The organism is Iningainema tapete BLCC-T55 (assembly GCF_014698965.1).
GTDB classification, from domain to species: Bacteria; Cyanobacteriota; Cyanobacteriia; order Cyanobacteriales; family Nostocaceae; genus Iningainema; species Iningainema tapete.
On the sequence record NZ_JACXAE010000051.1, the window covers coordinates 1 to 16,740 of the forward strand.

At 40.7% G+C, this 16,740-nt stretch carries 13 protein-coding genes and 1 pseudogene; 9 read left to right on the forward strand and 5 right to left on the reverse strand.

Annotation, left to right across the window (positions count from 1 at the left end):
- Both ICL16_RS14805 and ICL16_RS14810 read left to right on the forward strand, forming a co-directional pair.
- A pseudogene (locus tag ICL16_RS14805) lies at positions 1–426 on the forward strand (hypothetical protein); the annotation flags it as partial.
- Between the two features lie 226 nt (positions 427–652).
- Positions 653–4,147 carry a caspase family protein gene (locus ICL16_RS14810; protein WP_190828930.1) on the forward strand — a complete coding sequence of 1,165 codons (3,495 nt, stop codon included), beginning with the start codon at positions 653–655 and terminating at the stop codon, positions 4,145–4,147.
- A gap of 139 nt (positions 4,148–4,286) precedes the next feature.
- Here the strand turns inward: ICL16_RS14810 and ICL16_RS14815 are convergent, their stop codons facing one another.
- Together ICL16_RS14815 and ICL16_RS14820 are read right to left on the reverse strand one after the other, a co-directional pair.
- Positions 4,287–5,099, reverse strand: coding sequence for a COP23 domain-containing protein (locus ICL16_RS14815; RefSeq protein WP_190828931.1), 813 nt, complete (start codon positions 5,097–5,099; stop codon positions 4,287–4,289).
- 75 nt (positions 5,100–5,174) lie between these two features.
- Positions 5,175–6,710, reverse strand: a complete 1,536-nt coding sequence (locus tag ICL16_RS14820; RefSeq protein ID WP_190828937.1) for a M48 family metallopeptidase — start codon at positions 6,708–6,710, stop codon at positions 5,175–5,177.
- A gap of 233 nt (positions 6,711–6,943) precedes the next feature.
- Between ICL16_RS14820 and ICL16_RS14825 the strand changes: the two genes are divergently transcribed.
- The gene (locus ICL16_RS14825) at positions 6,944–8,275 is read left to right on the forward strand and encodes a GAF domain-containing sensor histidine kinase (RefSeq protein ID WP_337907010.1); all 1,332 of its coding nucleotides are present in this window, start codon (positions 6,944–6,946) and stop codon (positions 8,273–8,275) included.
- A 39-nt stretch (positions 8,276–8,314) separates the two neighbouring features.
- Here ICL16_RS14825 and ICL16_RS14830 read toward each other — a convergent pair whose 3' ends face one another.
- The gene (locus tag ICL16_RS14830) at positions 8,315–9,355 is read right to left on the reverse strand and encodes a DUF1611 domain-containing protein (RefSeq protein ID WP_190828939.1); all 1,041 of its coding nucleotides are present in this window, start codon (positions 9,353–9,355) and stop codon (positions 8,315–8,317) included.
- The gene (locus tag ICL16_RS14835) at positions 9,339–10,379 is read right to left on the reverse strand and encodes a dipeptide epimerase (protein WP_190828941.1); all 1,041 of its coding nucleotides are present in this window, start codon (positions 10,377–10,379) and stop codon (positions 9,339–9,341) included. The genes ICL16_RS14830 and ICL16_RS14835 overlap by 17 nt, the downstream gene beginning before the upstream one ends.
- 462 nt (positions 10,380–10,841) lie before the next feature.
- On the opposite strand from ICL16_RS14835, the gene ICL16_RS14840 reads away from it, so the two are divergent.
- The gene (locus ICL16_RS14840) at positions 10,842–12,524 is read left to right on the forward strand and encodes a CAP domain-containing protein (RefSeq protein WP_190828943.1); all 1,683 of its coding nucleotides are present in this window, start codon (positions 10,842–10,844) and stop codon (positions 12,522–12,524) included.
- A 211-nt stretch (positions 12,525–12,735) separates the two neighbouring features.
- Complete coding sequence (locus ICL16_RS14845; RefSeq protein WP_190828945.1) at positions 12,736–13,284, forward strand: NUDIX hydrolase; 549 nt, start codon at positions 12,736–12,738, stop codon at positions 13,282–13,284.
- A gap of 56 nt (positions 13,285–13,340) precedes the next feature.
- On the opposite strand, the gene ICL16_RS14850 is transcribed toward ICL16_RS14845, so the two are convergent.
- On the reverse strand, positions 13,341–14,264 hold the full coding sequence (locus ICL16_RS14850; protein ID WP_190828947.1) for a nucleoside hydrolase: 924 nt from the start codon (positions 14,262–14,264) through the stop codon (positions 13,341–13,343).
- A gap of 16 nt (positions 14,265–14,280) precedes the next feature.
- On the opposite strand from ICL16_RS14850, the gene ICL16_RS14855 reads away from it, so the two are divergent.
- From ICL16_RS14855 to ICL16_RS14870, 4 genes are all read left to right on the forward strand, one after another.
- Positions 14,281–14,712, forward strand: a complete 432-nt coding sequence (locus tag ICL16_RS14855; RefSeq protein WP_190828948.1) for a nucleoside deaminase — start codon at positions 14,281–14,283, stop codon at positions 14,710–14,712.
- Positions 14,713–14,913: 201 nt separating this feature from the next.
- Complete coding sequence (locus tag ICL16_RS14860; protein ID WP_190828950.1) at positions 14,914–15,204, forward strand: antitoxin family protein; 291 nt, start codon at positions 14,914–14,916, stop codon at positions 15,202–15,204.
- Positions 15,204–15,668, forward strand: a complete 465-nt coding sequence (locus ICL16_RS14865) for a PIN domain-containing protein (protein WP_190828952.1) — start codon at positions 15,204–15,206, stop codon at positions 15,666–15,668. Before ICL16_RS14860 ends, ICL16_RS14865 begins: the two co-directional genes overlap by 1 nt.
- A 309-nt stretch (positions 15,669–15,977) precedes the next feature.
- Positions 15,978–16,598 carry a hypothetical protein gene (locus ICL16_RS14870; RefSeq protein WP_190828954.1) on the forward strand — a complete coding sequence of 207 codons (621 nt, stop codon included), beginning with the start codon at positions 15,978–15,980 and terminating at the stop codon, positions 16,596–16,598.
- Positions 16,599–16,740: the final 142 nt, after the last annotated feature.

Consider the following 16,740-nt stretch of genomic DNA (forward strand, 5'->3'; position numbering starts at 1 on the left):
GGTATTCAAGATGACTATTACCGTGCTCATGCCCTGAGTCAACTAGCGCCACACCTACCAGAGGTACTAGAGGAAGCCCTCGCTGCTGCCCGTGGTATTCAAGATGACTATTACCGTGCTGATGCCCTGAGTCAACTAGCGCCACACCTACCAGAGGTACTAGAGGAAGCTCTCGCTGCTGCCCGTGGTATTCAAGATGACTATTACCGTGCTAAAGTTTTTAGTAGTTTGTTATCAGTTATTGACCTAACTTCTATTGAATTTCAGTTATGGTGTGAAATTCTCCACAACTTGTCCTACCACTATCGTTACGAATTATTAGGAGATATTCCTAAATTAAGTGATGCCATTATCGCATTAGGTGGTACTGAAGCCTTAGGTGCAACTGCCCGGGCTATTCAATCTGTGTGTCAACAGTGGCGGTAGTTGTCAATGGATTTTGGATTTTGGATTTTGAATTAACCCTATGCATGAATGCAAGGGCAGAGTAGTTTGAGGGTGAATCCCATCCCACAAAAAGACATGCTTCCCATTGCTTGTGCAAGTTTAATTTCTCGAAAAGTCTAATCAGCATGTAATTCGCAATTGCTAACCTGTATATTTGTTATAGTTTTACTGTTTCTTTGCAGCCTATTTAACCAGGAGAAGACAAATGAGCCACAAAATTTATGCGTTACTTGTTGGTATTGATAATTACCATCCTGATTCAAGAGGAGTGAATTCGCTACAAGGTTGCGTCAACGATATTGAAGCAATAGAGACGTACTTACATCAGCGAATAGCTACTGATAAAAAATGGGAATTAGTTCAAAAGAAGTTAACTAATGATTTAGCAACACGTCAAGCAATTATCGATGGCTTTTTGCAGCATCTATGCCAAGCTGATAGCGAAGATGTTGTATTATTTTATTATTCTGGTCATGGTTCCTATGAAACAGCACCAGAGGCTTTTCGGAACCAAGAACGAGATGGGAAAATTGAAACTTTAGTTTGCTACGATAGCCGTACATCAGAAGGTCGAGATTTAGCAGATAAAGAATTAAGCTATTTAATTGAGCAAGTAGCAAACAAGAATCCCCACATCCTGATTATTTTGGATTCTTGTCACTCTGGTACTGCAACAAGAGATCCAGAAGTTGTGGAAAGGCAAACAAATCCAGATGGAAAGGTAAGAGATTTAAAAGACTTTATTTTTCCACCAGAATGGGTGCATTACCGCCTAAGCAATAGTTATCAGCGTCCTAAACATGTAGCAATTGCTGCTTGTCGTGACATTCAAACTGCAAAAGAGCATACAGGTTCAAATGGTAAACGTCGTGGTGCTTTTTCTTACTTTTTAACTGAAGCTTTACAGCGTACTAATAGTAGTTTATCATATGCAAATTTAGTTCAAGATATTAATGCTTTGATAACTGGTAAAGTTAAAGAGCAGTCACCCCAAATAGAAGCAACATCGGATGATTTAATACAATCTTTCTTGGGAGGTGTAGCAGGGAAACGTATAAGTTATTTTACTTTGACTTATGACGGTGAAACTCATCGCCATTGGGTAATAAATGGTGGTATTTTACATGGTATCCGTCCTACATCTGAAGGGGAGACTAGAATAGCTATTTTCCCTCAAGAAACTGAACTAGAGAAGTTGCAGGAAATTGACAATGCTATTGGTGAAGCTAGGCTTACTCAAGTATTTACAGAAGTAAGTATAGCTGAAATTATTGATGATAGCAGTCAATTATCTCAAGATGAACCTTATTGGGCAGTTGTAACCGAAGTACCATTACCTAAGTTAAAGGTATATTTTCAAAAAGATAATGGATGTGTTGAATTGGCTCGTAAAGCACTTTCAACAGTTAATGCTAGTAAACCTTCTTTATTTGTTCGAGAAACCGAATCCTTAACAGATGCAGATTATTATTTAGAAGCAATAAATGGACAATTTTGGCTTAAACAAGTTGCTGATAAACAACCATTAGTTGCACCAGTTCCAGATGTACCTGATAATCAAGGTTATACTCAACAACGCGCAAACACAATAGTTAAACGTTTAGAGCATATTGCACGTTGGAAGAATATTCTGGAATTAAAAACTCCACCGACTAGTCAAATCAAAGCTGATGATGTGGAAATGGAAGTGATTGTTACTTCTGGGAATAATCAATCTTCATCAAAAACAGAAACTTCTGCTTTACGAGGGGAATATACATTTCAAAGTAATGATTCGGAACCGGAAGCACCAGCAATAAAAATTAAAGTCACCAATAAAAGCGATAAAAATTTGTATTTTCAAGTAATAGAATTAGCAGGAAGTTATGCAATAGAGGTTCCTGAGTTTTTTCCAGAAAGGAGCAGTATAATTTTATCTAGCGCAAATGTTGCAGAAGGTGAAGAATTATATGTAGAAATTCCTAAAGCATATTTAGATAATGGAATTAATGAGTACGACACAATTTTCAAATTGATTACCAGTACTAGAGAATTCAATGCAACTTTACTCCAACAACCTGGTTTAGATTCTCCACCTCCAGTCAACCGTTCACTGGCTTCTGGTACTCTCAATCTTTTGATGGACAAAGTTTATACTCGCGAAACGAGGCGAAAAAAAGACAAGTATATCGATAACTGGATGACTCAGGAAGTTAAAGTTACTTTAGTTAAACCACCAGGTGGAGTGGAAATTAAAGAGTCTGAATCAACTACTTTAAGGACTGGTGTTACACTAAAAGGACATTCAAATTTTCAGGGTAAATTTAGTTTGCAACCCTTACCTCCAAGTAGTCGTGATGTTAACAGTAATTTAATACCACCTATTTTATTACAAAACCAAACTATTGTTCAGCGCAACGGAAGAAGGTTGGTTGAGCCATACGAATTTAACATGACTCGCAGCCCTGGTTCATTTAGCGTTTTGGAAATTGTTGATGTGGAAAATCGCGAAAGTGTAACGCCAGAAAATCCGATAGAATTATTGGTTGAGCAGCGATTATCATCAGGCGAACATATCTTACCTGTTGCTTATGATGGAGAATTCTTTTTACCTTTGGGTAAAGCTAGGACGGTAAATGGTAAGACAGAAATTATATTAGAACGTTTACCGGAACCAACAGTCAATAGTCGCAGTTTGCAAGGTTCAATTAAGATACTTTTTCAAAAACTTTTTTACGAAAGCGCGGGTAAGCAATTGGGCATGAATTTTTCCTATCCACTTTTAAGAATTGCAAACGTCTCCGAAAATGGACGGGTAAAGTATAATGCTAACACTAAGGACATTCAAACACAAGTTGCTACAGCCAAGAAGATTTTGCTTTACATTCATGGTATTATTGGCGATACAGAAAGTTTACTTCCCAGTGTCCTAGCAAAAACTACAGAGAATGGACAACAGACAACTCTACAAGATAAGTATGACTTAGTTCTGGCTTTTGATTACGAAAATCTCAATACGACAATTCCAGAAAACGCCAAACTACTTAAGCAAAGATTAGAGGAGGTTGGTGTAACTGCAAATCACGGGAAACAATTAGATATTGTTGCTCATTCAATGGGCGGTTTAGTCTCTCGTACTTTTATTGAGCTTGAAGGTGGAAATCAAATTGTTCAACATTTAGTGATGTTGGGTACACCTAATGCAGGCTCTCCTTGGGCTAAAATTCAAGATTGGGCTTTTAGTGCTCTTGCTATCGGGTTAAATCACCTTTCTAGCGTCGCTTGGTCTGTAAATATTATTACTGCATTACTCGCATTTTTGGAAGCTAACGATAATGCTTTGGATCAACTTCAACTCCACAGCGATTTTATCCAAAGTCTCGCCAAAAATAATGACCCCAATGTCCAGTATACGATCATTGCTGGCGATCGCTCGATTCTTCCGTCCGCATTACAAGTTGAACCTGGAAAAAACTCTAGTCAAATACAGCGACTAATGCAGAAATTATTTGGCTCTGCTGTAAATAGTGTCGTAGATACGGTGTTTCTTCAACAACCAAACGATATTGCAGTGACTTTGGAAAGCATTAAGAGTGTTAGCCTAGAGCGAACCCCTCAGCCAAGAATTATATTGCCAGATGTTGCTTGCGATCATCTCACATATTTCACCAGTCAAGCTGGTTTAGATGCATTAGTACAAGCACTCGGCAATAATTCGTAAAGTTAAAAGGGTGGGCATCTGACCGGATTGCACCTACCCTAGAAGGGTAGGGCTTTAGATACAAAGCCCAACACGCGGGCTATGAAACCCCTGAAACTGCATTCCCAGGCGGGAGCCTGGGAACGACTTGTGCGGCGCTTTACCGGAATTTATTCGGATTCAGACGGTTGCTGGTTTGCGGTTTAGATTGACGAAGTGCTACTCCGTTACGCAGCCCGGTTGCGGTACCTCTGTCAGCTTTATCAAGGAAAGGTTTAAGATTGATAGGATCTTTAGAAGACGAAGAAACGGGTTTTTTGCCACCATTGAGAATTGAGCGGGTGGTATTATATATTTCGTTTATTCCGTTGCTTGACCTGCTGCTAGTAGTGGTACTAGTATAAGTGTTGACGCCAATAGTTTGCTCTCCATTATCAGCACTAGCCAAGTTTTGGAAAACACTATTGCGTACAGCATAAGGATCTTTTTCCGGCGGTACTGTCAGTACAATTCGGCAAGATGGGTTTGCTTCGGATGTCACGCAGATGATGTTTTCTCTATTTTCTACGGCTGTTTGAAGTTCAATCAAGCCATCTGGACGATATGATTCTAAACGTTGGGCAATTGTTTGACAGCGCTTTTGTGCATTCCAGCCATCGCCCAAACTTCTGGGAGTCGCCCAAGCAAAGTACTGCCCTGGTTGACTTTCTGGTTGATACATGACAGTATATTGACCACCGTAGTACTGGCAGGTAAATCGATTGCCATTATCAACAGTAGTTGTTGAACCTGTGGTTGGGTAAGGGCGTGTATCTGGGTAGGGATTTGTTCTTGTCGTTGATGAGCCGTTTCCTGGCTGTGTCGGCACAACAACGCCATCATTTCTATACTGTGCCATTGCAGCCGAGTTACCTAATAATAGGGATAATCCCAGGCTGCCCAAAAACAAAAGTTTCAGAGTTGGTGATGACATAAAATCATCCTCACACGGGTGGGTATGAACTTAGGGAGTTGATATCTTACCTGACGAAAACTTTTGTGATTTAGTTCATCGATTACGCCTTTTTTTTTCATCCAGCGCTTTTTTCTCTTTGAGAATTTGTTTTACCTTATCTTTAATTTCTGTGTGATGAGCTACTCCTTCATAAGCATAACGGTTGTAGCGACTGCGCGAAATTAACTCCTCTAAGTATCGCACTCGTTCATTACCACCAGGGTGAGAAGATAACCATTTGGGAGGAACAAATTTCTGTTGTTTATCCATCGTCACCATTAAGTTACGCAAGCCATCAGCAGCGTATCCAGAAGCAACAATTAACCGAGTACCAAGAGTATCGGCTTGACGCTCCATATCTCGGCTGTAGCTAAGTGCAAAAAGTTGACCGAGTGTACCGCCATAGGGTATATACTGGGTAAGGTTGCCAATGAGGTTTCCTTGGGTAACTAGTTGAAAGCCGTGGGAGAGAACTACGTGAGATAGTTCATGCCCAATTAAACCAGCTAATTCTGCTTCTGAGTTAGTTTTAGCGATCGCACCTGCATTAATAAATATTTTCCCACCTGGTAGTGCAAAAGCGTTAAGATCCGATTGGGGAATGACAAAAAACTCGTATTTAAACTCTTCTCTTCCTGCCACCTGCACAAGTTTCTGTCCAATTTCATTCACGTATGCCAAAACAGCTTCATCTTTGACTAAATCCATTCGCTTTTTCGCTTGCTTGGCAACCGACTCTCCCACAGCTCCTTCACCTTTAAATAGTAAGATGGTAGAGTCAAGGGCAGAAAAAGGACCAAGCAGACTACCAGTAACAGCGTAACCTAAAACTCCCGTGATCACGTTAGCAATAGTGTTACCTCTAACTTTTGCGCGAATATGTGACTTATAACGTTTAAGATGTTCATCTGCTAGTTGTTTAAATTCAGGTGCTTGCGCATGGTTAGGATTCAGAAGCGCAAATTGACGTGCCGCCAAACTTGCTTCCATCCATTTTTTCGACTCAGCGAGTGCAGCAACTTTAGCTTTAATTAAATCTGGTTGGTTGGGATATTCTGTAGTCGCTTTTTCTAAAACTGCGAGAGCTTCCCTGGTGCGAGCGTCATTTCTGAGAACTTCAGCATACTTAATTCTACCAGGAATAAACTCAGGATACTGCTCAACTAGAAGCTCAAGCGGAACCATCGTCCTCGATTCTAACTTACTTTCTATCCCCGATAAAGCTTCCCGCCAGTATACCCTACCACCAGGAGAAAGTTGTGCCGGATCGACTATTGCTTCTTTACGCTCTTGAATATCAGGTATTTTGGCAAAAGGTTCTTTTGCTTCTCGGTAAAGTTTTTCTGCCGCAGATATTTGTCCCCCCCTGTAAAGCTTATCTGCTTCGATGAGTTTTTGCTGCCGAGCAATTTCTTCAGGAGTAGGAGCAATCTCCGTCACCTCTAGCTTTCGCGAAGCAACTTCAGTAGGTGTTGGAGGTTCTTTGGCAGTTGATAAAATGGGATGTGTCAGAATGATTATAACAAATGTCCCGATAGAGAGTAATACCCAACTAGCGGCTAGCAGTAGTGACTTCCATTTGAGTTTCATGGGCAACGTTCGCTTGTTTAATCTCTGGCTGTAATGATTTATAGTCTAGGCAATTCTTAGTGTTGCTGCGTTGATACTTTGTTAAGACTTAGACAATATTTTTATTGTAAGTATTTACTTCAGTCTATTTTAACTTAGGTAACGTATATTTACGTTAAATTACGTAGTTAATACAAGTTAGACATATTTGAAAGAAATTAATATTAAAACCAAAATCAATAGGAGCCGCGCTTGTGATTGATGAGGTGAAAGATGAGTTAGGTGGTGTAGATGGCATTTTTCATACAGTTAGCGAAACCACAGAAGGTGTCTTAGACGAACAACGCCTACAAACTCTTTACGAGTTGACAATCAATAGCGCTACGGCGCAAGTTACAGAAGAAGCTTGTCGAATTTTTACACAGACATTAATTCAGAGTGCTAGCGATATTGCGTTTGCCCTACTTTATCTGCTTGATGAGAAGAGGATGCACGCGGTTTTGGTAGGAGTAGCAGGGCTAGTACCAGAAATACCCAGCAGTCCCCTAGCTATTGATTTGAGATTACAGGAGGATTCTACTCTCAAGGGGAAGCAAGTATGGCCTTTAGCAGAGGTAGCACATACTGGGCAACCTAAACAAGTGGAAATAGCTCAATTTGGTTTAGTACGTATTGCTTCATCGCCAAAAAAGCCTGATCGGGCAATAGTGATACCAGTATTACAGCCTGGGATCACAGTACCTGTTGGTATTTTAGTCGTTGGCATTAGTCCCGAATTTACTCTTAACGATCGCGAACGTAGATTCTTCACATTAGTAGCGGGGCAAATTGGAACAGCTATTGCCAACACTCGCTTCCGGGAACAGGAACGCAACCGTGCTGAAGCTTTAGCGGAACTCCATCAAGCTAAAAGCTACTTCCTAGCTCAGATGAGTCACCAACTTCGTACTCCAGTTAATGTTGTCTCATTCTCTGCCGACTTACTTAAACGAAACATTGATCAATGGACACAAGAAAAAAACTATTCGTATCTTGACTTGATTCAAGTTTCTGTGCAAAAAATTTATGAGGTTTTGGATGAAATTATGTTATTTTCTCAGGGAGAAGCACAGAAATTAAACTGCCAGCCAAAACAACTTAATATAGTTCAGTTTTGTAGGCACATTATAGCACAGATGCAGTTGACAAGCCAGGAAAAATTAATCAATTTTATTAACAAAAGTAAGTTAACCACTGCTTATTTAGATCCAAAACTGTTAAAGCACATACTCACGAACTTACTCTCAAATGCTATTAAATATTCTCCAACTAACAGCAAGGTTACTTTTCAACTTTGCTGCCAAAAAGAAAATGTAATTTTTCAAATTAAAGATACAGGAATTGGTATTCCCAAAGTAGATATGCAAAAAATATTCGAGCCATTTTATCGGGGCAGCAATGTTAACGATATATCTGGTAATGGATTGGGGCTATCAATTGTGAAAACCCTTGTAGAATTACATCAGGGTGAAATCACCGTAGAAAGCGAAGTTGGTGTTGGCACAACCTTTACTGTCAAATTACCATCAATCAAAACCAAACGCTAATCTTCCCTTTTGCGCTAGGGGGTAGAGCGTGAGACTAAATCAACCAGGCAAAACTGCATCCAACAACAAACCCCCATCATAGCGTACCGGATCTGTACAAGGTAGCCCAGTTTCTGCTTCAGTTTGAGCGATCGCATCTTGTGCCTCTGACTCACTCAAAAGTGCCGTATTCAAAGATATACCCACTACTCTTACGGTCGCAAAAGCACCACCTGCACTGGCGACAGTTTCGTATAAATGTACCACATTTGATAAAGGTGGAATAGGCACACCTTCAACTACCTCAGTTTGTCCGGCACGATGTGCCAATATCAAGTGTGTAGGTTGGCTACCACGAATCAAAGGCAGAGTTGCTGTAGAACCTGGGTGCAGTAGTGAACCTTGTCCTTCTATATGTAATATGTCATAATTTTTACCATATCGCATGACAATTTGTTCCACAGCACCAGCAGCATAGTCTACCCTAACGGCATCCAAAGCTACACCATCTCCTTCCAACATCAAACCAGTTTGTCCTGTTGCTAAAAACTTAGAACGCCAATTGCGTCGTCGTGAAGCCCAGTGTAACTGTAGGCTGGTAGACATTTTCCCCACACTCATGTCAGTTCCCACAGTTAACACCCGCCGACAGGAAAGAGTGCGTGCCATTCCAGTAGCAACATCTAAATTTGGTGGTTCTTTGCGTACATCCCAAATTAATTGTCCTGGTTTTACCAATGTTTTCAACTCTGGTATAGTTGACAGTGGTGTATGTAAACCGTTGACTATTGACATCCCAGCGGACAAAGCATCTTTAAGTTCATGCCAATAATCTTCTGGTAAAGCACCACCTTTAGGCGCTATACCAATTACCAATACCTGGGGTTGATACTCACTGGCAGCGGCTACCGAAGAAACTATTGGTACATCACGCTGAATTCCAGTTAATTCTGGTAAAGATTTCCCCGCACACTCGCGATCAATAGCTGCGACAATGGGAGACTCACTGTAGCGTAACAATGCTAATCCAGTTTTGCCATGACGAGAACGAATTCCCTCATGCAGTAATATAGCGACTCGTTGATTAAGTGGCAAACGCACGTTGTACTCCCAAACCTGGTAAATTATTAGGTAGAATTATTCCTTCATGTGCGATCGCACCAGTAAAGGGGTCATCAACTAAATTGAGATGACTGTCTAAATCAATGTAATCTGCTAGTGGAGCTAAGTGGTACGCAGCAGTATTGGCTAGCGTACTATTAGAGTAGCACCCAAACATCACTTGTAATTGGTGCGCTCGTGCCGTATGTACCATCCGTATCGCCTCACTTAAACCCCCAGACTTCATCAACTTGATATTAATACCATCTACACAATTTGCCAATGATGGGATATCTTTACTATTAAAGCAACTTTCATCAACAAAGATGGGTAGCTCAGTTTGCTTCTTCAGTTCGACTAAATCTTTTTCCTGTCCTCGTGAAAGTGGTTGTTCAACATACTTCACACCACGCTCAGCCAACCAATTGCACATCAATATAGCATCTTTGTGACTCCATCCCCCATTGGCATCAACATAAATTTCCTGTGTAGGTGCTTCTGCTTGCACAGCCAAGAACATTTTTTGATCCGCAGCAATACCCTCTGGACTACCTAACTTTACCTTAAAAATACGGACATCAATAAATTCTAGCCAATCGCGCACCCTTTCTCTGGCTTTTTCAGGTGTATTAATGCCAATCGTCATCGAAGTTGGTACAATCGCATTGCGATCGAGTCCCAAAATTTGCCATAAAGGTAATCCACAGCGCTTGCCCATCCAGTCGTACATTGCCATATCCAACGCCGCCCTTGCCGCAGACGGAGATGAAGACAAAACTTGTTCAACTTCTTGTCGCTGCAAAGGATGCAATGCTTGCAAAGACGGTGCTACTTGTAACAAAGCATCTTTAATGATATCCGTGGATTGACGATAACCAACATTAAAAGGTGACGCTTCCCCCCAACCTTCAATCCCATCTTGCGCAATTCTTACCCAGACATTCGTTGTTTGTGCCGTTGTACCGTAACTAATGGTTAAGGGAAACCGCTTGTTTACAGTAAATAGTTCTACCTGTAGTTGCATGGGTTAATGTGGGTGGATTTTTGCCTCACGCAAAGACGCACTCGTCGCAAAAAGAATTTTGGCGACGGCAGTCGCCTAGTAGCGGGAAACCCGGATGCAGCGCTGCCTCGTCTTGGCGTCTTGGCGTGAGATTTTCTCTTCTGTATCGTCGATTTTAGCGTATAAAAGTTACATTAACACTTCTTATCACCATCAGAATCAGCGATGATAATTTGCTTTGAGCGAGTGGTAAAAATAATCTCATTTCGGCTTTATGCAAGAGTTATGGCTATTTTTAGCTTTGTAAGAATGTAAAAAAATAGATAAGCTTTTGCAAAGAAATAATGTTAAATTATGCCCATAGAGGTAAAAAATTCTCTCACTCTTAACTCAGCCTCTTCAGGTTTGCTTCTACCAACAGGCGCAGCAGAATTGTTATTTCTGCTCTCGTTCATGCAAACAAATCTTTAAGAGGACAGATTCATGGCAACATTTGAGCAACAAGTTCTTGATCTTACCAACCAAGAAAGAGCTAAGAATGGTCTTTCTCCATTGCAAGCAAACGATGAGTTGAACTATACTGCTGAGAAATATGCCAAAGAAATGTCAGACCGTCGTTTTTTCAGTCATACAGGACTGGATGGCTCTAAACCTTGGGACAGAGCAAAGGCAGTCGGTTACGAAGCGCAAACGATGGGAGAGAATATCGCAGCCGGTCAAAAAACACCCCAACAGGTTGTTCAAGATTGGATGAACAGTCCTGGACACCGTGCTAATATCTTAAGATCCCAATACAAAGATCTCGGTGTTGGTTTTGAGAATAACTATTGGGTGCAAAACTTTGGTAGCGGTGATACTAATCCAGCAACCAATATACCTGGTGGTCAATCTAACACAGGAAGTGTATCCAATCCGCCTCCTGCTCAAACGATGGAGCCTATCTCCAATCCCACGGTTGCTAGCCCTGAATCTACTTCCAATCAAGGTGCTAGTCCCGATCCTAATCCAGTAGACTCTCAGCCGACTTTATCTTCAAACTCTTTTGAGCCTACTAACTATGAGCAGTATATGCTCGAGTTAATCAACCGCGCTCGTGCCAATCCTTTAGCGGAGGAACAACGTCAGGGTTCTTCACTAGGAAACGTTTCTTCTGATGCTAAACAGCCCCTCGCTTGGAACACCAACTTATCTAAAGCTGCACAAGATCATAACAATTGGCAAGACAAAAATCGTACTATCTCTCACAACGGTGAGGGTGGATTGCCTTGGGAAAGGGCTTTCAAAGCTGGTTATGATATGAGCGCACCTCAGAGTTCACAGGCGAACGAAAACCTTTCTTTCGGGGGTAGTTCAACACCTAAGAGTGCTACTCAGTACGTTGAAGAAAGACATAATAGCCTGTATGGAAGTTCTGGACACCGTGCTAACTTCTTTGACGGAAACTGGAAAGAAGCTGGGATAGATTTCTTGGGTAAGCAAACTAGTGATGGCAAAAATTTGACACAAGCATCAGTAGTTGAGTTTTTTGGTAAACCAGCTTCAGGTAAAACTTTCTTAACTGGGGTAGCGTATAACGATTTAGTTAGGAAAGATAACTTTTACACCCCAGGAGAAGGGTTAGGAGGCATTAAAGTTGAGGCTGTACGTAAGTCAGACAACAAAACTTTCACAGCTAGAACTACTAGTTCAGGTGGCTATCAAGTTGCACTCGATCCTGGAGAGTATGATGTTACTTTTTCTGAGGGCAAACTCACACAGCCAACTAAGAATACAGTGAAGGTTGACTCAAAAAACGTTAAGCTGGACTTAGTTTCTGACAAACAAGTAGACAGCGTTTTTTATACAAACCCTGATTTAGAGTCTGGAACTAGCGCTCCGATTGAAGGAGCTAATGACACCCTCGCAAGTCAACCAGGCGAACAATTGCAACCAAGCAATACGCTTGAAAGCTCTCCTACAAGCGATTTTCTGCTCTCAACTAACAGAGGAAGTATTGGTTTGATTCAAGATTTCATGACCAATGCTATCAGCAATGAGCTGTCAACGTTCCAATTTGGTAACTATAATCAAGTTGACAATGGTTTACCTAGTAACGATTTGATTGCAGCAGCAGACACCACAATTTCTAAGCCAAATATCATTGATCCTACTCCAAGTCTAGTTTAGGTTGAGGCATATCGGGGGTAGGGTATATGGTGTAATAAGTTACATCATACCCTACAACCCATACCCTCGTAGAGACGCCCCGCCGGGGCGTCTCTACACAATCGTGATTGTTACGTATCAAATGAGCGATCGCACAAATGTGCAACGATTCTTTGTCACATGTTTAAGGACTCTGATATACTTTGTGTGATTTTGACGATACACCTTATTCATGACAGACTTAAAAAAATGGCAACTTCTGGAATCAAAAATGGTCTTGGATCATTACTGGTGCAAAGTCAGGCAAGATGTAATAAAATTACCCAATGGTAAAATTATCGATGATTATTTTGTCAATGTTCGACCAGAAATCGCGGTAATTTTACCCATCACCACTAACAAAGAGATTATTTTTGTCCGGCAATACAGACACGCGGTAGGTGAATTTGTATTAGAACTTCCTGCCGGAAGATTTAACCCAGCACAAGAAAGTACCGAAGTAGCCGCAAAGAGAGAAATGGAAGAAGAAACAGGCTATACTACCCAACTAGTAAGGAAAATCGCCACACAATACGACAATCCTAGTAAAGATACTAATAAAATACATTTATTTTTAGCAGAAAATGTGGTAAAGTTTGCAGAACAAAAATTAGATATAACAGAAGAAATAGAGGTTGTACTAATTCCGATAGAATTAGTTAAAGATAAAATCCGTCAAGGAGAAATTTGTGTTACTGGTAGCATTGCCGCTATCTATTTAGGTTTGGATCTGATTAATTAAAACACCATTTATTTTGGTGCGTTAAAGCGATAACGCACCTGACATCAATCCAAAATTCACCTAGCCCATTGCTGCAAAATATAATCGTAAAAGAGATCTTTATCTACCTGTGCCATAGCAGAAATTTTACGACCTCCAGGCACAATTTTAGTCCTTCCTTGACTCAAACCAGTGGTAATAATTTCTGTTTCCCACTCTTTTAGTAGATAGAATTCTGGATGAGCAAGATAAGCTGTTGCCAGCACATCCCAGAAAAAATAATCTTGGGGAATCACTAAAGCATAACATTGACCTGCCAAATCTGATATGGGATATTGGCGTTGTTGCCCCATTTTTTTCACTATGTCAGATGTTACAGGTACGTTGTTGGTTAAATCTAAAGGGCACATGATAATTTTAATCTGTGTTTGCCAAACTTTGGCGGCAGAAATTGGGTCCCAGTAAACATTCCATTCTGCTGAACCATCTTGCCCCGGTTCCCAGTTTTTTTCCACATTCCCAGGCACATTCAACGCACCCCCCATCCAGACAATCTTTTGAATTTTTGCTTCAATGTCTGGAGCTAAATCTAATGCTGTGGCTACCGTTGTTAAAGGTCCTGTTACCATTAGTGTGACTGGTTCTCGTGCTTCTCGCAACACCTGGATCATAAAATTTTGACCAGGTTGTGCAACTAGCGGCGTTTTAATGGTATCAGTTTGATTAAGTATGGGAAGATGATCAACAATGAACGAGTCACGACGATAAAGTTGGGGGAAGGGATTGATCCCGCGCACAGTACTTTGTGCAACGGGAATATGGGAACATTCCATCAAATCTAAGATTCTGCGTGTGGCGCTAACTGCGGGTTCAGCATAGCAATCAGCAGGTGTGACAACAATGCCAAGGGGTTTGATATGATCCATTGTCATCAACAGCATAGTTGCTAGATAATCGTCTATACCACCATCATGATCCATTAAGACAAGTTGTTTTGGCATAATAGGAGATTATAAAATGGATGAATTTATAGAAGCAGCGATCGCACAAGCAAAGCAAGGCAGAAGTGAAGGCGGAATTCCCATTGGTTCAGTTTTAGTCAAAGATGGCAAAATAATTGGTAAAGGACATAATAAGCGTGTACAAGATGGAGATCCAGTCACCCACGCTGAAATTGATTGTCTTCGCAATGCCGGCAGAATCGGCAGCTATAAAGGTACTACACTCTATTCAACCTTAATGCCGTGCTATTTGTGCGCTGGAGCTGTGGTGCAATTTGGAATTAAAAAAGTTATTGCCGGAGAGTCAAGGACTTTTCCCGGTGCTAAAGATTTTATGGTATCTCACGGCGTAGAAGTAATTGATTTAAATTTAGCTGAATGTGAACAAATGATGAGTGAATTTATTGACGAAAATCCTGAATTGTGGTATGAGGATATAGGTAAGTAATGTATTAATAATTAATGGTACGCCTTGACGAAGGTAAGGGCTAATAGCTCAAGTCCGTTTTAACGGACTGGAGAATTTACTCAGTCTGCCAAAGCAGACTTGAGCTTTGAGCCTAGAAATGAATTTCTTGGGCATTGATTAAGATGTTAAACTAAATAAACTTATCCATCATAATATTGATATTTGGGCAGCAAGCAGATCATGACTGAAATTATTAGTGCTGTTTACGAAAATGGTATTCTGCGTCCTTTGAGTGCTTTGCCTCTGCAAGAGAATCAGACAGTGCAAATTCAAATCTTGCATGAAGAGCCAAAAGATGAAGCAAAAAAGATCCTTCAGACTCTCGTAGCAGCCGGACTAGTCACTCCTCCACCCCATAAAGGTACTGTTAAGCCAGTTTCTGAATCAGAGCGTCGAGAATTAGCCCAAAGATTGGGCCAATGTCCAGGTAAGCCTCTTTCACAAATCATCATTGAAGACCGAGGTTTGTAGTGACTGCTTATTTTTTAGACAGCAGTGTTCTCGTTAAACGTTATGTTTCGGAAACAGGTAGTGCATGGATACAGCAAATTGCAGATCCACAAACCGGAAACTTATTATTTATTGCTAGAATCTCTTGGGTAGAAGTCAATAGCGCTCTAGCACGTCGCCAAAGAGAAGGAAATCTTTCTGTAACAGATGTCAACCAAATTATTCACACATTTCGATACGATCTAGACACTCAGTACCAAGTTGTTGAACTTGATCTGACTTTGGTGGAAACAGCAGGCCAATTGGTTAGACAGTATCCTTTGAAAGCATATGATGCTATCCAACTGGCATCAGTTCTTCGTATTCAATCCATTTTTGCTCAAGCACAGAGTACCCTACTGGTTTTTCTCACTGCAGACGATCGCCTGATTGCAGCTGCTCAAGCTGAAGGTTTGCTGACAGATAATCCTAATTATTACGCCTAATTCTGCCTGTACTTTAGCAGAAATTACCAGTACTGTAAGGATTTTGCAAATTTCAGTGCCTACGGATGGAGCAAAGGTTACGCTTTAGATGCTTACCAGTCGATAATCGCGCCTAAACTGCCAAAAGCTTTTCATCCACTGTAGTACAACCTCAATCCTACTGAATTACTGGTGGGGATGTGTGTTATCCGGAAAAGCTACTACGGGAACTGTATAATTGGTTATCCTTAAATAAGTGTGTTTTATATAATACATAATTAAACACAGCTACTGTGAGGATTGTATCATCAGTTAATGTCTGAGTAGACAATGAAAAAGTTCTTATCAATAGTTGTTGGTACTGCGCTTGTAGTTCTGATTATTTGGCTGGGCTTCCGTGCGGCAAAAGATAGTAATTATGTACTTTGGTTTGGTATAGCCTCAGCAATAGTAGCACCCATACCATTTGCCTTGTTTGGATATGCTTTTTCAGGAAGTGACAGAGAAGTAATAAAGAGATTATCGCGTGTTCCTCAAATAGAAGAACTAATATCTCAAGCTCAAAGTCAGGAAGAAAAAATCCGAATACTGGAGGAGCAACGAACACGTTTAGAAGAATTAGTGCATTATGAAGCGGAACGCTTAGCATTGGAAAATAGAAAAAGCTCCTTAGAACGTGATGCAGTACGTATTTTGGATGAGTTAGAAGCTGTTGACAAAGAGTTAAAACGTTTAGGTATTCTAATTAATCAGAGTGCAGTTGGAGAACAGCTTCAAAAACTTCAAGAACGAATAGAAGCAAGACGCTCTGGCAATATCATCATTCGTTTAGGAAAGAAAGATTTGATTATTGACACACAAATGTTTACAGTAATTCCTGTTTATGGCGAAGGAATTTACAATATGCTAAAGTTTGTACAAAAGCTACAACGCATTTCAAAAGGAAGGTAATATAACCAAGTCGATACCAATACCAAGTCCCTAGTCCCAAGTCAATAACATTATTATTAACTGCAATCTAGTAGTCTGTCAAGAACTAATTGACGGATAGAGGCGCTTTAATTTAATACGGGCATCAGCGGTTGTAAATTGC

Bases quoted from the DNA above. Each gene is read 5' to 3' on its own strand.
- ICL16_RS14810 (WP_190828930.1), top strand. From the start codon at position 653: ATGAGCCACAAAATTTATGCGTTACTTGTTGGTATTGATAATTACCAT.
- ICL16_RS14815 (WP_190828931.1), bottom strand. From the start codon at position 5,099: ATGTCATCACCAACTCTGAAACTTTTGTTTTTGGGCAGCCTGGGATTA.
- ICL16_RS14820 (WP_190828937.1), bottom strand. From the start codon at position 6,710: ATGAAACTCAAATGGAAGTCACTACTGCTAGCCGCTAGTTGGGTATTA.
- ICL16_RS14835 (WP_190828941.1), bottom strand. From the start codon at position 10,379: ATGCAACTACAGGTAGAACTATTTACTGTAAACAAGCGGTTTCCCTTA.
- ICL16_RS14840 (WP_190828943.1), top strand. From the start codon at position 10,842: ATGGCAACATTTGAGCAACAAGTTCTTGATCTTACCAACCAAGAAAGA.
- ICL16_RS14845 (WP_190828945.1), top strand. From the start codon at position 12,736: ATGACAGACTTAAAAAAATGGCAACTTCTGGAATCAAAAATGGTCTTG.
- ICL16_RS14850 (WP_190828947.1), bottom strand. From the start codon at position 14,264: ATGCCAAAACAACTTGTCTTAATGGATCATGATGGTGGTATAGACGAT.
- ICL16_RS14855 (WP_190828948.1), top strand. From the start codon at position 14,281: ATGGATGAATTTATAGAAGCAGCGATCGCACAAGCAAAGCAAGGCAGA.
- ICL16_RS14860 (WP_190828950.1), top strand. From the start codon at position 14,914: ATGACTGAAATTATTAGTGCTGTTTACGAAAATGGTATTCTGCGTCCT.
- ICL16_RS14870 (WP_190828954.1), top strand. From the start codon at position 15,978: ATGAAAAAGTTCTTATCAATAGTTGTTGGTACTGCGCTTGTAGTTCTG.